Here is a 13,540-nt window from a genome sequence, read left to right on the forward strand (position 1 = left end):
TATTAAATTACATTTTATAAATCCAGCTCGACGGATTTTGTGTTTTATTATCCTTATCTATTCTAAATTTTAATACAGTTTCTCCTGTTGTTGGGTTTGTAAACACCTCGCCAATATCTTGTTTTGTAGTTACTTTATCGCCGGTTTTTACATAAATCTTTCCAAGATTTTGATATGTAGTTATATAATTACCATGCTTTACCATTACAATTGGATTACTTCTTTTAGGTTTTAAAATACCCATAACCTCACCATTAAACACAGCTCTAACTTGAGCTCCTTTTTCGGTAGAAATTCTAACACCATTACTGTTAATTGTTAAATTTCGATCTACTGGAGATGGCTGTTTTCCATATCGTAATTTTACAACACCTTTTCCTACAGGCCAAGGTAATTTACCTTTATTACCAAGAAAATCTGCAGCTAAGGCTTTTGCCTCTGCCGTTAAAGCAAAACTTTTAGATTTTGTTGTAGTTTTTGCTCCAGCTTTTTTGTTTGAAGCAGCAATAGCTTCGGCAATTAATTTATCGATTTCTCTATCTATTCGTCTTGCCTCCTTTTCTTTAGCTTTAATTTGAGCAGTATATTTATTTAAGTCTTTTTTTATAGCACTCATTATAGCTTCGTGCTGCTTACGCTCTGCTTCTAAAGCTTTTTGTTCTTTTTTATTTTCTGCAATTAATTTACTTTTTGCTTCTTTTTGAATTAACAGGTTTGAATTTGCCTTTTGCAGCGCTATAGTTTTCTCTTTTATTTTATCTCCTTGCTCTTTTTGATAATCTGCATATTGATTTAAATATTGAATTCTTTTATATGCTTGTTTAAAATTTGTTGCAGACAATAAAAACATAACGCGATTGTGCTTATTTTTATTTTTATAGGCTTTTTGTAGCATTTTAGCATATCCTTTCTTTAAAAGCTCTAATTCCTCTCTATTTGCTGTTATTTGCTTCTGGTTAGTATTAATTTCTCGTGTTAACAAATTCGCTTGCTGATTAGTTACCTTAATAAGGTTTTCGCGCACACTAAGTTTATGATTTAAGTCTTCAATTTGTGAAATTTGAGACTTTTCTTTAGATTGATTTGAAGATAATAATTTATTTATCTGCTGAATTTCTCTAGATAATTCCAAACGTCTTGCTTCTAATTCTTTTTGCTTTCCTCCTTGAGAAAAAACAAAAAAACTGCAAAAAAACAGTATATTAAAAAGTGTTATTTTGTATTGAAACGCTCGCATTATTTAAGTTCTATTTTTTTGTAACCTGAAGGAATTGTAAACGGAAACCTTAACTTTTGGTTTAATTCTACACCTTTAAATTCTAAATCAATTTTTAATTGGTCTTCGTGCTCTAAGGCTATAATATTTATAGCTTCTGGAAGAATTTCGTTTTCTACTTCTTGATATGCTAAATAATTTATTTCAAGATGTCTATTGTCTTTAGATTGTGCTATTTGCTGAGAATCCATTTTAAAGTGTGTTGGATTAAACAATAAAAAAATCTCAAACAAATTATTTTGATTTTTAGGTTGTAGCATATAAGATTTCTCGAATACTGAAGCTTCGTAATCTTTAGTATTTGGTTTATATATAGGCTCACCTAAAAGTAAAGCTTGTATTTTATTAAAATCTAGTTCCGTACCTAACAAGCTGCTTAGATAAGTAAAATCACTATCAAAATAAGTATTATCTAATTTATTATAAAATGCAACTCTATTTGGTGTAATTAAAGCTTTAACAATACCTAATTTACTCATCCAGATTGTTTTGTCCTTTTCTATTCTTAAGGAAACAGAAGTGGACTGTGAATTTTTACCATCATTAGATTCAATTTTTAATCTCGCACTTAACGTATTAAATTTTGAAGTATTCTTATCACTATTTTTTATAATTTGCTTTGCGGAAAGATTACTGTTTAGCGTACCATTATCTGTAATAGTTTTTGCAGATTTACAACTTACTAATCCAATACTTAATATAAGTATTAGCGAAATTATTTTAGGTTTAATTATCATTTAATTAGAAATTTCTAGTGCTTTAGCTTTATCACTAAACGTTTTTGCTTTTGCTAAATTGTTTAGACCAGTAAAAGACTTACTTAATTGTTTATAAAAATCGGCTTCCATTTTTGCGTCTTCTATTATATAATCTAAGCCTGTTTCAAGAATTTCTATAGCATTATTGTACTCTTTTAATTGATTTAGCGCTACACCATTAATAAGGTAAAGTACTGGCTGCGATGGATATTTTTCTATTCCTTCTGCACTTTTTTGTTTCGCAATATCAAACTCATTTAAGTCGATATGTAATAAAATAATATTTCTTAATATTCCAAAGTTATCAGGTTCAAGGTCTTGTGCTTTTTTATAGTATTCAATAGCTTTAACATTATCTTTTTTAGCTAAATAATACTGTGCAATTTCTACAAATGTTTTTGTGTCTGCAGCGCTTTCTGTTACTAATGTTGTAATTTCGACTAAATCTTTTTCGTACTTTGGATTTTTGTTTACAAAATTTACAAAATCGGTTAATACTTTTAATTTTGCTTCTGGTTTTATTTGCCTACTGTTTAAAACTATTTTCATAGACTCTATAGCCATTTCTGCCTTATTATCGTCTAAATAAAATTTATATAATGCTAAATGGACTAATTGTGACTCTGGATGAACTTCTAATAGTTTTTTTGCTGTTTCGAAAGCTCTTTTAGGATCGTTATTTTCACTATATCTAAAAATTAAAGCTAAATAATTACTCTCTGCTTCAGGATTGTCGTCTACTCTTTCTTCAAGCTTTTTAATTTGTTGCTTTTTTTGTCCTGTCGCGTTATAAATTTGGTTTCTTAAACGGTCTCTTTGGTCTGAAACTCCTAACTCATCATCTAAATCATCTAATACTTTTATAGCATCTTTATACTTTTTTGTTCTTACATAAAGTGATGCTAAATCTTCTTTATAATCTGGATGATATTTTACAAGTTGCTTTATGGTTTTTATTGCTTTATCATAATCTTTTTGTTGTGCGTAGCTTTCGTATAATTCGTCTAAATACCACTCGTTATCTGGCTCTTTATTTACAGCTTCTTTTAAAGCATCTTCTGCTGCACCAAAATTTTTAAGTTTATTGTAATTCTTTCCTAATTCATAATATAATATAGATTTAGAATCGTCCATATCTATACATTTTTGTAATGCAATTATGGCTTTGTCGTAATTTTCTATTGCTTTTTGCTTAAGTGCCTCGTAAAATAATTCTTGAAATTCATCTGTAACATTTCCTAAATCGTCATTTGGAGTAGCGTTAAAATCTACTTGCGCAAAAACACCTTTCGGTAACAAGAAAATGCCGAAAATAAAAAGTAATATTTTAAGGTTTTTTTTAATCATGTCTATTTTAAAAGCAAATCTTCTACTACTTTAAGTTTATTTAAAATTTCAAACTTTTCGCAAGATTCTCTCATTATATTTCGAAACTTATCTGCTTCTTTTGGTAATTTATTTCCTGCATTAGTAAATGTTTCTTTATCTGGCCATTGTGCGTAAGCAATGTACTTTAATGGCTTTTCTAAATGCAATCTAGAACCTAAACCTCCTTCATGTTTTACAATTAGCTTAGTTAATGCTTTCCAAGCTTTTAAGAAGTTGTCTTCTTGGTTTGGTTTTATATCAAATGAATAAAGAACAATGTACATGTTTATTTAATATCAATATTTATTCCAAAACAGAATAGTCTCCTATACTAATTTTAGTAAATTTTCCATCATATTTTACGTGATTTCCAATCATAGCCTCGTCTAAATTAGCGTTTTTTACCGTTGTTTCATTTTGTATTAAACTATTTTTAACGGTGCTATTTTCTATAACACAATTATTTCCAATTGAAACATTTGGACCAACTGTTGCGTTTTTAAGCATTACATTTTCACCTATATAGCAAGGTTCTATAATAGTAGAATTATCGTTTTTAATTGTAGAGGCTATTAATTGCTCATCTCCATCTGCTTGCAAAAAGCCTAACATGCGTTGGTTAGTTTCTAGTGTGACTGCTTTATTTCCACAGTCCATCCATTCGCTTACTTCTCCTGTTTTAAATATTTTATTATTAGCCATCATGCCTTTAATACCATCGTTAATTTGGTATTCGCCACCATTAATAATATTATTATCGAGTACTTTTTGAAGCTCATCTTTTAAAATAGATACTTCTTTAAAATAGTAAATTCCTATTACTGCTAAATCACTAACAAATTGTTCTGGTTTCTCTACTAATTCTACTATTTCTTTATTATCGTTTAACTTAACAACTCCATATGCTTCTGGCTTATCGACTTGTTTTACCCAAATAACGGCATCGGCATCTGGATCTAAATTAAAATTGGCACGAATTAAAGTATCGGCATAAGCAATAACTGCGGGTCCAGATAAAGATTCTTTAGCACACATAATAGCATGACCTGTTCCTAATGGTTGGTCTTGTCTATAAATAGAGGCTTTTGCTCCTAAGCTTTTTGCTAAATCTTCTAAACTTGAAACTACGTCGTCTCCAAACCAAGCTGGATCGCCTAAAACAAAAGCTATTTCTTCTATTGGTTGATTTAAAACTTTAACAATATCTTTTACTAAACGATGTACAATTGGTTGTCCTGCAACTGGAATTAATGGTTTTGGCACTGTTAAACTATGTGGACGCAGTCGAGAACCTCTTCCTGCCATTGGTACAATAATCTTCATTATATTTTAATTTGATTTTTTTTATTAATATCTTTATTTTATTCCTGTACTGCCAAAACCACCTTCTCCTCGTTCGGTTTTAGAAAGTGTTTCAACTTCTTGCCATTCTGCTCTTTCATGCTTTGCAATTACTAATTGCGCTATGCGCTCTCCATTTTCAATTACAAATACTTGAGTAGACAAATTAACCAAAATAACACCTACTTCTCCTCTATAATCTGCATCTATTGTACCTGGAGCATTAAGTACTGTTATACCTTTTTTAGCTGCAAGACCGCTTCTTGGTCTTACTTGAGCTTCTAAACCTATTGGAAGTTCTAAAAACAAGCCTGTTGGAACTATTGTGCGCTCCATAGGCTTTAAAACAACATTCTCTGTTAAGTTTGCTCTTAAATCCATTCCGGCAGACGCAATAGTTTCGTAATGCGGTAAAGCATGATTAGATTTATTAATTATTTTTATTTGCATGATTTTATTTTTTAAGCAATGTTTTAAACTCTTTTTTCTCAAGCTGAAAAACGATGCCTAAAAATACAATTAATGCTCCAATTCCAATAACATAATTACCTCTAAATTGATAGAAATACAACATTGAAATTAACGTTGATAACCCAAAATACAGTGCTATTTTTTTTAAATTATATGGAATTGGGTAATATTTTCTTCCGAAGAAAAAAGAGGACAACATCATTACTAAATAAGCTGAGAGTGTAGCAATCGCAGAGCCTTTAAAGCCTATTATAGGAATTAATATAAAATTAATAACCAAAGTTATTATGGCTCCTAATATTGAAATATAAGCACCAAACTTTGTACGGTCTGTTATTTTATACCAAACAGAAAGATTATGATAAATTCCTAAACAAAAATTAGCTAGTAATATAAATGGAACTATCCACATTGCTTCATAATAGGCCTCACTTCTAATAATGTAAGGTTTTAAAATATCGGCAAAAACAACTACACTTAAAAAAATTATAGATCCAAATGCCACAAAGTATTCTAAAATTTTAGCATAGTTTTTTTGTGGGTTTTTAGATTTAGAATGACTAAAAAAATAAGGCTCTATACCTAAACGAAAGGCAGTTGCAAATAAGGTCATAAATAAAGCTAATTTGTAACAAGCGGAATACATACCTATTTGCTCATCGGCTATGTTTTTTGGCAATAACTTTTCTAATAAAATGCGGTCGAAAGTTTCATTAATAGAATAAGCTATTCCTGCAATAAGAACAGGCATAGCATAACGCATCATGTTTTTCCATAATACAGTATCAAACTTTAATTTTATTTTTAAATAAAATGGTAGTAATAATAGTAAGGTTATACTACTTGCAATAAGGTTTGAAATAAATATATAACTAATTTCATAGTTATCTTTACAAATACTTGAAAAGAGAGAATTCTCATAAGACAACTCTTTTAAATATAATAGTAAAAAAACATTAAGACCTAAATTAATAGCTACGTTTAGAATTTTAATTATTGCATATCGCATTGGTTGTGCTGTAGCTCGTAACCATGCAAATGGTATTATTACTAAAGCATCTAAAAGTAAAATAATAAATACCAAATTAAGGTATTTTAATTCAATGTCTATTAAACTGGAAATTTGATTTCTAAATAAAAAAGCTATTCCTAATAATGCAAATGAGCTTAATATTAACGAAATTGCAGCTGTACTTGTCACTTTTTCTTGACTTTTTTCTTTATTAAAAAATCGGAAAAAAGCAGTTTCCATACCGTAGGCTAATACAACATTAAAAAGAACAAAGTATGCAAAAATAAATGAGACACGACCATACTCTTTAACCGATAGTACTGCTGGATTGGTATAAAGCGGAACTAAAATAAAACTAAGCATTCTTGGCAGCACAGTTGCTAAACCATAAATAAATGTTTGTTTAAAAAGAGATTTAAATCCGCTCAAGCCGTTTTGTATTGTTTAATCTAAATATAGTAATCTCTAATATATTAGGAATTAATTATGTTTTATTGGTGCCGATGGATAGTTAACAGATGCTTTTTCTTTAATATTATAAACTTGAAAATATTTAATTTTGTCTCCATGCTTATAACTTATCATACATTCGTTTGGTTTTAATTCGAATGGAAATGGCTCTGGTTTTGTATTGCCGTATTCTGCATTTTCATCATTACTCATTACAAGCCTATTTTTATTAGATTTTAAATTTGCAAAATGCATATTATTTTCTTCTTGCATATCACCAATCATACCTCGAAAATAAACTTTTTCAAGCTTATAATTTTGTTTGTTAATTAAGGTTGGAAAATAAATATGTATTCCAGAACCTCCAGCTTTTTGGCCAGAAAACCATGATTGAAAATAGGTGTCTCTAATAAAAAGTGGCATTTCTTTTCCTCTGCCTTGCATAGTTCCTGTAGTATCTGGTACTTCTACAACATCTCCTTTATCTTTGTTAGATTCCTCTTCTGGACTAATTATGTTTTCTTTATTTTCTTTATCCATAGTGTTTTTTGAGCTCGAGCATTGTGTAAAACTTGTAAACAAAACAAAAGATAATATAAATAAAGTAATTGCTTTAACCGATTTCATAATAAGTGTATTTGTATTATAAGATTATAAAGATAAAGAATCAAAAGTTGTTCCATAAAAAAACCTTATTCAAATTGAATAAGGTTTTTTAAATTATTGTAATATTTCTAAATATATATTTAGAATGATATTTAGTTATTTAAAGCTTCTGCACCACCAACAATCTCTAAAATTTCGTTAGTAATTGCAGCTTGACGTGCTTTATTGTAAGTTAATTTAAGTTGATCTCTTAATTCTGTAGCGTTATCTGTAGCTTTGTGCATTGCCGTCATACGTGCACCGTGCTCACTTGCAAAACTATCTCTAATGCCTTTATATAATTGTGTTTTAAGAGATTTTGGAATTAGTTGCTCTACTATTTCTAACTTAGAAGGCTCAAATATATAATCTGCATTCATTTCTGCACCTCCCTCTACAGGAACAATTGGCAAAAACTGCTCCGTCATTACAATTTGTGTAGCAGCGTTTTTAAACTTGTTGTAAACAATTTCAATTTTATCAAATTCGCCAGAAACAAATTTTTCCATTAACATTTCTGCAATTTCAGCAACGTTATCGAAAGTTAAATCATCAAATAAATCACTATGGTTTGCAATTACAATACCTCTTTTAGAGAAGGCATCGTTAATTTTCTTACCTATTGCAATTACCGATACGTTTTTACCCGTATAAACATTATCAATTAAATTTTGTGTTTGCTTGATTATATTCGAGTTAAATGCACCTGCTAATCCTCTATTTGAAGATACTGAAACTATAAGTACATTCTTAACATCTCTTTGTTCAGAATATTGACTTCCGGTATCTGCATCAAGAGTTGCACTTAAGCTTTGTAAAAGCTCTGTTAACTTATCTGCATAAGGTCGCATTGCTGTAATAGCGTCTTGAGCTTTCTTTAATTTTGCAGCAGATACCATTTTCATGGCACTAGTAATCTGCATCGTTGAAGATACCGAAGATATTCTATTACGTATTTCTTTTAAATTTGCCATATTTTAAAATATGAAATAAGATTTCCACCTTCGTGGAAATGTTAATTATGCTCTATATTTAGCTGAAAGGTCTTTACATACAGTTAATAATGTATCTGTAACCTCGTCAGTTAATTTACCTGCTTTTAAAGTATCTAAAACACCTCTGTGTTTAGCATTTAAGAACTCTAAGAAATCTCTTTCAAATTCTTTTACCTTATCTACTGGTACATCTTTTAATAAGTTTTTAGAACCAGCATATATAATTGCAACTTGATCTTCTACTGTGTAAGGATCGTTTTGTCCTTGCTTTAAAATTTCTACGTTACGTTTTCCTTTTTCAATTACGTTTAAAGTAACAGCATCTAAATCTGAACCAAACTTAGCAAAAGCTTCTAATTCACGGAATTGTGCTTGATCTAATTTTAAAGTACCAGATACTTTTTTCATAGATTTAATTTGTGCATTACCACCAACACGAGATACAGAAATACCTACGTTAATTGCTGGACGTACACCAGAGTTAAATAAATCTCCATCTAAGAAAATTTGTCCGTCTGTAATAGAAATTACGTTTGTTGGAATATAAGCCGAAACATCTCCTGCTTGTGTTTCGATAATTGGTAAAGCTGTAAGAGAACCACCACCTTTAACCATTGGTTTTAAAGTTTCTGGTAAATCATTCATTTCTTTAGCAATAGAATCGTCGTTGATTATTTTTGCCGAACGCTCTAATAAACGAGAGTGTAAGTAAAATACATCTCCAGGATATGCCTCACGTCCTGGTGGACGTCTTAATAATAAAGATACTTCACGGTAAGCAACGGCTTGTTTTGATAAATCATCAAAAACAATTAAAGCTGGTCTACCAGTATCTCTAAAGTACTCTCCAATAGATGCTCCTGTCATTGGTGCATAAACTTGCATTGCAGCAGGATCACTTGCATTTGCAGCTACTATTGTTGTGTAAGCTAAAGCTCCTTTTTCTTCTAAAGTTTTAGCAATGTTTGCTACTGTTGATGCTTTTTGACCTACAGCAACATATATACAATATACTGGATTACCAGCATCGTAAAATTCTTTTTGATTTAAGATAGCATCAATACAAACAGTTGTTTTTCCTGTTTGACGATCTCCAATAACTAACTCACGTTGTCCTCTACCAACTGGAATCATAGCATCAATTGCTTTAATACCTGTTTGTAATGGCTCTGTTACTGGCTCTCTATAAATAACACCTGGTGCTTTACGCTCTAAAGGCATCTCGTAAGTATCTCCAGCAATTGGTCCTTTACCATCGATAGGGTTTCCTAGAGTATCTACAACACGACCAACAATACCTTCTCCTACTTTTACAGAAGCAATACGTTCTGTACGTTTTACCGTAGAACCTTCTCTAACTCCTATTGAAGTTCCTAAAAGTACGATACCTACGTTATCTTCTTCTAAGTTAAGTACGATTCCTTCTGCACCTCCTTCGAATTCTACTAATTCTCCATATTGAGCGTTAGCTAATCCATAAGCACGTACGATACCATCACCTACAGTTAATACTGTTCCAACTTCGTCTAACGAAGCACTTGCTTCAAATCCTGAAAGTTGTTGTTTTAAGATTGCTGATACTTCAGCCGGTTTTACTTCTGCCATCTTATTATTTATTTAGATATAAATATCTTAGTTTAATGTAAATTCTCTTTTTAATTTGCTTAGCTGGTTTGCAATACTTGCATTATATTGTAAATCACCTACTCTAAGAATGAAACCACCAATAATGCTTTCATCTATAATATTTTTAATTTCAGCTTCTTTACCTGTTAATTCTTTAACCTTTGCTAAAACTTTAGACTTTAAATCGTCTGTTAAAGGTAATGCTGTTGTTACTGTAGCAACTTGAGTTCCTTTATGTTGATCGAACAATATTGAATATTGTTTTACAACGTCGTTTAATATAGCAATTCTTTTATTAGCAATCAAAGTATCTATTGCATTAACTGTTAACGCATTAGTGTTTTTAAAAATTTCTAATAAAGATGCTTTTTTTATTGAAGGACTTACTACAGGACTATTAAGCATGTCGCGTAAATCTTTACTACCTGCAATAGTGTTTGCTATTAGCTTCATATCGTTATTTACAGCTTCTGCTGTATTTTGATCTTGTGCTAAGCTTAACACTGCTTTTGCGTAACGTATTGCTGCTCTTGCTCCTGCCATTTTTTAGACTAGTTTAATTTTGCTTCACCTAATAAAGAATCTACCAATGCTAATTGCTTATCTTTATTTGATAATTCTTGACGTACTACTTTTTCTGCTATATCAACAGATAAACCAGCTACATGACTTTTTAATTCTGCCATTGCTGCTTTCTTTTCACTTTCTATAGCTGCTTGTGCTTGTGCAATCATTGCGCTTGCTTGTGCTTCTGCTTCAGTTTTAGCATCGTCAATCATTGTGTTCTTCATTTCACGAGCTTCTTTAAGCATAGCTTCACGTTCTGCACGTGCTTCGTTTAATAACTTTTGGTTATCTGCTTGAAGATTTTGCATTTCTAATTTTGCTTTTTCTGCAGAATCTAATGCATTTTGAATACCTTCTTCTCTTGTACTTAAAGCTCCTAATATTGGTTTCCAAGCAAAGGCACGCATTAACACTATTAATATAATTAATATAATGATTTGCATGAAAAACAATCCTGGCGAAAAATCGTTTAATAACTGATCCATAATGATGTATTATAAATTATTGTTTGTTTAATTTTTTTAAAAACATTTCTGCAACCAACCGTTGCAGAAATGCTCTTGTTTTTTTAAAGGAAATATTATTTCCCTAAGATTAATGCACCGAATGCTAAACCTTCTAATAAGGCACCGATGATGATCATCGCAGTTTGGATTTTTCCAGCTGCTTCAGGTTGACGAGCAATACCTTCCATTGCTTTTCCTCCAATTTGACCTAATCCGATTCCTCCTCCGATTACGATTAATCCTGCTCCAATTAAATTGTACATACTAATTTGGTTTTTATAAATATTAATTAAACAAATTCTTATTAATGATGGTCATCGTGTTCCTCGACTGCCATACCTATAAATAACGATGATAACATCGTGAAAATAAATGCTTGTAAAAAAGCTACTAAAAGCTCAATAACCATAATAAATAAGGTTAAAATTAAAGACATACCTGTTGATGCTGCTGGACCAAAAGATGCTTTCATTGTTATCATTAACGCTACTAAACTCATTACCACAAAGTGACCTGCTGTAATGTTTGCGAATAAACGTATTAATAAAGAGAATGGCTTGATTATTACAAAACCTACTAACTCTATAACTGCTAATATAGGACGTAAGATTACTGGTACACCAGGCATCCATAAAGTATGCGCCCAAAAATCTTTTGTTCCACTAAACATATAAATAACTACTGTAAATATCGCCATTGCAGCTGTTACAGCAATTTGTCCTGTTACATTAAAACCTAATGGTGTTAAACCTAATAAATTTAAAATCCATATAAAGAAAAACACTGTTAATAAAAAACTCATGAATTTTTTATATTTTTTCTCTCCAATATTTGGTCTTGCTATTTCGTCTCTAACATATAAAACCAATGGCTCTAAAACACGACCAACACCTTTTGGTATTGTATTTCCTTTTTTATAACCACGTGCTAAAGCTCCAAAACCTAATAACATAATTAGCCCTGTAATTAACATTCCAAATACACTTTTAGTAATAGAAAAATCTATAACTTTACTTGCATTTGTTGCATGATGCTCTTCATCGAAAGCAACCTCTGTTTCTCCAGGATTTAACTCGTAAATTTTAGAGTGTATTTTTGTTAACTTAACTCCACCTGCATCAACAATCTCGTGCCCAGCATCATCATGATGAAAAGCTGAAGACATAAAAGTTTTTAAACCTTCACTAGTCCAAACAATAACCGGTAACGGAAAACTATAATGCTTCCCAGTTGAATTATCTGTATAAAAATGAAAATCGTGCGAGTCTTTTAAGTGATGCTGAATATATGAATTAATCTCTTCCGGCGTATCTACCTGATTTCCAGAAACGTCTCCATGCTGAGGCGTATCGTTTTCTGCCTGAACAGTAAACATGCCAAAAACCATGAATAAAACAGCTAGTAACTTAATAGATTTTTTTGCAATCACCATAACTCTTGTTAAAAATATGAAATTTATGCTCTCTTAAAAATTTGTGCAAAGGTACACAATAAATTAAAATTCCAAACCCTTTTTTAAACTAAGTTTTTCTACCTTAAAAAAAGGCTAATTTACTTATTGTCTTGGCTTAATATTTTTGATACTAAAACAGCTTCTAAAGTTAAGAACAATATTAGGGGAACTAACAAGGTTATACGTTCTGGTTTTGTAAGCTCATCTATAGAAAAAACAGTATTTTTAAATATTAAAACAAACACGCCCATTTTTACAAATACGCTGGTTAAATATATATATCCTGCTTGGTTTGGCATTTTTTGATGTATAAAAAACACTAACACATATACTATAAAAGAGGCTATTGCATGAAAACCATAAATAGCATTTATAGAAAAACGTAATGGTGTAACTAATAATTGAGTATTAATTAGAATACATATAACTGCTAAAATTAAGCATAAAAAAAAAGCGGTTAAAACTTGCTTTACCATTTACTTTTGTTTGTTTGTAAAATTAATAACTTGCTTTATTACACTATATATGGCAATAAATACAGCTAATAAGCTAATAGAGGTTTCCCAATATGTTGTATTATATTTTTCGTCTAACCATTCGCCTAATAGATTGCCAAGATAAATGGTTAATCCCATTTGAATGGCAATAGATGTAAACCTTACATATGGATTAAGCTGTTTTTTTTGTTTTTTGCTCACCTTTAATATCTTTTACTGTAGATTTCATAACACAAGATACATTAAATGTTGCACCAGGTTCTACGGCTAATTTCTCTGTAATTACATTACCTTCAATATAAGCAGAAGACCTTAACGTTAATGTACCTGTTAGTTTTAATTCACCAATTAATTTACCTTCAAAGTAGGCATTACTACTTTCTAGAGAACCGTGTATTTCTCCTGTTTTTCCAACAACAACTTTTCCAGGTGTAATAATGTCTCCCTCTATAATGCCATCTATTCTAATATCTCCTTCACTACTAAAAGTACCTACTATTTTTGTGCCTTTAGCTATTATGTTTTGAATTGATGAGTTTTCGTTTTGTTTGTTTTTTTTATTATCAGAAAACATG

General features: G+C 30.5%; 17 protein-coding genes. All 17 read right to left on the minus strand.

Annotated elements, in window-relative coordinates:
• Window positions 1-7 precede the first annotated feature (7 nt).
• Window positions 8-1,237, minus strand: coding sequence for a murein hydrolase activator EnvC family protein (locus BWR22_RS00580; RefSeq protein ID WP_076731507.1), 1,230 nt, complete (start codon window positions 1,235-1,237; stop codon window positions 8-10).
• Window positions 1,237-2,013, minus strand: coding sequence for a DUF4292 domain-containing protein (locus BWR22_RS00585; RefSeq protein WP_076731508.1), 777 nt, complete (start codon window positions 2,011-2,013; stop codon window positions 1,237-1,239). Before BWR22_RS00585 ends, BWR22_RS00580 begins: the two co-directional genes overlap by 1 nt.
• A complete protein-coding gene (locus BWR22_RS00590; RefSeq protein WP_083678164.1) occupies window positions 2,014-3,381 on the minus strand; it encodes a tetratricopeptide repeat protein in 1,368 nt (455 codons plus the stop codon).
• A 2-nt stretch (window positions 3,382-3,383) separates the two neighbouring features.
• Window positions 3,384-3,686: an antibiotic biosynthesis monooxygenase family protein gene (locus BWR22_RS00595; protein ID WP_076731509.1), complete on the minus strand. Its 303-nt coding sequence runs from the start codon at window positions 3,684-3,686 to the stop codon at window positions 3,384-3,386.
• A gap of 19 nt (window positions 3,687-3,705) precedes the next feature.
• Window positions 3,706-4,725, minus strand: a complete 1,020-nt coding sequence (locus tag BWR22_RS00600; protein ID WP_076731510.1) for a sugar phosphate nucleotidyltransferase — start codon at window positions 4,723-4,725, stop codon at window positions 3,706-3,708.
• A gap of 33 nt (window positions 4,726-4,758) precedes the next feature.
• Window positions 4,759-5,193 (minus strand): dUTP diphosphatase, encoded by a 435-nt coding sequence (gene dut / locus BWR22_RS00605; RefSeq protein ID WP_076734330.1) that lies wholly within the window; start codon window positions 5,191-5,193, stop codon window positions 4,759-4,761.
• A 4-nt stretch (window positions 5,194-5,197) separates the two neighbouring features.
• Entirely contained in the window at window positions 5,198-6,655 is a 1,458-nt protein-coding gene (locus BWR22_RS00610) for an oligosaccharide flippase family protein (protein WP_076731511.1), read from the minus strand.
• Window positions 6,656-6,706: 51 nt separating this feature from the next.
• Complete coding sequence (locus BWR22_RS00615) at window positions 6,707-7,216, minus strand: hypothetical protein (protein WP_156875555.1); 510 nt, start codon at window positions 7,214-7,216, stop codon at window positions 6,707-6,709.
• 218 nt (window positions 7,217-7,434) lie between these two features.
• Window positions 7,435-8,295 (minus strand): ATP synthase F1 subunit gamma, encoded by an 861-nt coding sequence (gene atpG, locus BWR22_RS00620; RefSeq protein ID WP_076731513.1) that lies wholly within the window; start codon window positions 8,293-8,295, stop codon window positions 7,435-7,437.
• A gap of 45 nt (window positions 8,296-8,340) precedes the next feature.
• Window positions 8,341-9,921, minus strand: coding sequence for a F0F1 ATP synthase subunit alpha (atpA, locus tag BWR22_RS00625; protein WP_076731514.1), 1,581 nt, complete (start codon window positions 9,919-9,921; stop codon window positions 8,341-8,343).
• Between the two features lie 27 nt (window positions 9,922-9,948).
• Entirely contained in the window at window positions 9,949-10,485 is a 537-nt protein-coding gene (gene atpH / locus BWR22_RS00630) for an ATP synthase F1 subunit delta (RefSeq protein ID WP_076731515.1), read from the minus strand.
• Between the two features lie 8 nt (window positions 10,486-10,493).
• Window positions 10,494-10,994 (minus strand): F0F1 ATP synthase subunit B, encoded by a 501-nt coding sequence (locus tag BWR22_RS00635; protein ID WP_076731516.1) that lies wholly within the window; start codon window positions 10,992-10,994, stop codon window positions 10,494-10,496.
• Window positions 10,995-11,089: 95 nt separating this feature from the next.
• A complete protein-coding gene (atpE, locus tag BWR22_RS00640; protein WP_004569351.1) occupies window positions 11,090-11,278 on the minus strand; it encodes an ATP synthase F0 subunit C in 189 nt (62 codons plus the stop codon).
• A 41-nt stretch (window positions 11,279-11,319) separates the two neighbouring features.
• Window positions 11,320-12,447: a F0F1 ATP synthase subunit A gene (gene atpB / locus BWR22_RS00645; RefSeq protein ID WP_076731517.1), complete on the minus strand. Its 1,128-nt coding sequence runs from the start codon at window positions 12,445-12,447 to the stop codon at window positions 11,320-11,322.
• 119 nt (window positions 12,448-12,566) lie between these two features.
• Window positions 12,567-12,944 carry a DUF6168 family protein gene (locus tag BWR22_RS00650; protein ID WP_083678166.1) on the minus strand — a complete coding sequence of 126 codons (378 nt, stop codon included), beginning with the start codon at window positions 12,942-12,944 and terminating at the stop codon, window positions 12,567-12,569.
• The gene (locus tag BWR22_RS00655) at window positions 12,945-13,166 is read right to left on the minus strand and encodes an AtpZ/AtpI family protein (protein WP_241828214.1); all 222 of its coding nucleotides are present in this window, start codon (window positions 13,164-13,166) and stop codon (window positions 12,945-12,947) included. It lies immediately after the preceding gene.
• Window positions 13,138-13,539: a bactofilin family protein gene (locus BWR22_RS00660; RefSeq protein ID WP_076731519.1), complete on the minus strand. Its 402-nt coding sequence runs from the start codon at window positions 13,537-13,539 to the stop codon at window positions 13,138-13,140. Before BWR22_RS00660 ends, BWR22_RS00655 begins: the two co-directional genes overlap by 29 nt.
• Between the last annotated feature and the right edge of the window lies 1 nt (window position 13,540).

Origin of the sequence: Lacinutrix venerupis, from assembly GCF_001971745.1 — a bacterium.
Classification (GTDB): Bacteria; Bacteroidota; Bacteroidia; order Flavobacteriales; family Flavobacteriaceae; genus Lacinutrix; species Lacinutrix venerupis.

Excerpts from the sequence above, each read along its gene's own strand:
- BWR22_RS00590 (WP_083678164.1), bottom strand. The coding sequence starts at position 3,381 with ATGATTAAAAAAAACCTTAAAATATTACTTTTTATTTTCGGCATTTTC.
- atpB (WP_076731517.1), bottom strand. The coding sequence starts at position 12,447 with ATGGTGATTGCAAAAAAATCTATTAAGTTACTAGCTGTTTTATTCATG.
- BWR22_RS00585 (WP_076731508.1), bottom strand. The coding sequence starts at position 2,013 with ATGATAATTAAACCTAAAATAATTTCGCTAATACTTATATTAAGTATT.
- BWR22_RS00595 (WP_076731509.1), bottom strand. The coding sequence starts at position 3,686 with ATGTACATTGTTCTTTATTCATTTGATATAAAACCAAACCAAGAAGAC.
- BWR22_RS00580 (WP_076731507.1), bottom strand. The coding sequence starts at position 1,237 with ATGCGAGCGTTTCAATACAAAATAACACTTTTTAATATACTGTTTTTT.
- atpE (WP_004569351.1), bottom strand. The coding sequence starts at position 11,278 with ATGTACAATTTAATTGGAGCAGGATTAATCGTAATCGGAGGAGGAATC.
- BWR22_RS00615 (WP_156875555.1), bottom strand. The coding sequence starts at position 7,216 with ATGGATAAAGAAAATAAAGAAAACATAATTAGTCCAGAAGAGGAATCT.
- BWR22_RS00660 (WP_076731519.1), bottom strand. The coding sequence starts at position 13,539 with ATGTTTTCTGATAATAAAAAAAACAAACAAAACGAAAACTCATCAATT.
- BWR22_RS00635 (WP_076731516.1), bottom strand. The coding sequence starts at position 10,994 with ATGGATCAGTTATTAAACGATTTTTCGCCAGGATTGTTTTTCATGCAA.
- dut (WP_076734330.1), bottom strand. The coding sequence starts at position 5,193 with ATGCAAATAAAAATAATTAATAAATCTAATCATGCTTTACCGCATTAC.
- BWR22_RS00650 (WP_083678166.1), bottom strand. The coding sequence starts at position 12,944 with ATGGTAAAGCAAGTTTTAACCGCTTTTTTTTTATGCTTAATTTTAGCA.
- atpH (WP_076731515.1), bottom strand. The coding sequence starts at position 10,485 with ATGGCAGGAGCAAGAGCAGCAATACGTTACGCAAAAGCAGTGTTAAGC.
- atpG (WP_076731513.1), bottom strand. The coding sequence starts at position 8,295 with ATGGCAAATTTAAAAGAAATACGTAATAGAATATCTTCGGTATCTTCA.
- atpA (WP_076731514.1), bottom strand. The coding sequence starts at position 9,921 with ATGGCAGAAGTAAAACCGGCTGAAGTATCAGCAATCTTAAAACAACAA.
- BWR22_RS00600 (WP_076731510.1), bottom strand. The coding sequence starts at position 4,725 with ATGAAGATTATTGTACCAATGGCAGGAAGAGGTTCTCGACTGCGTCCA.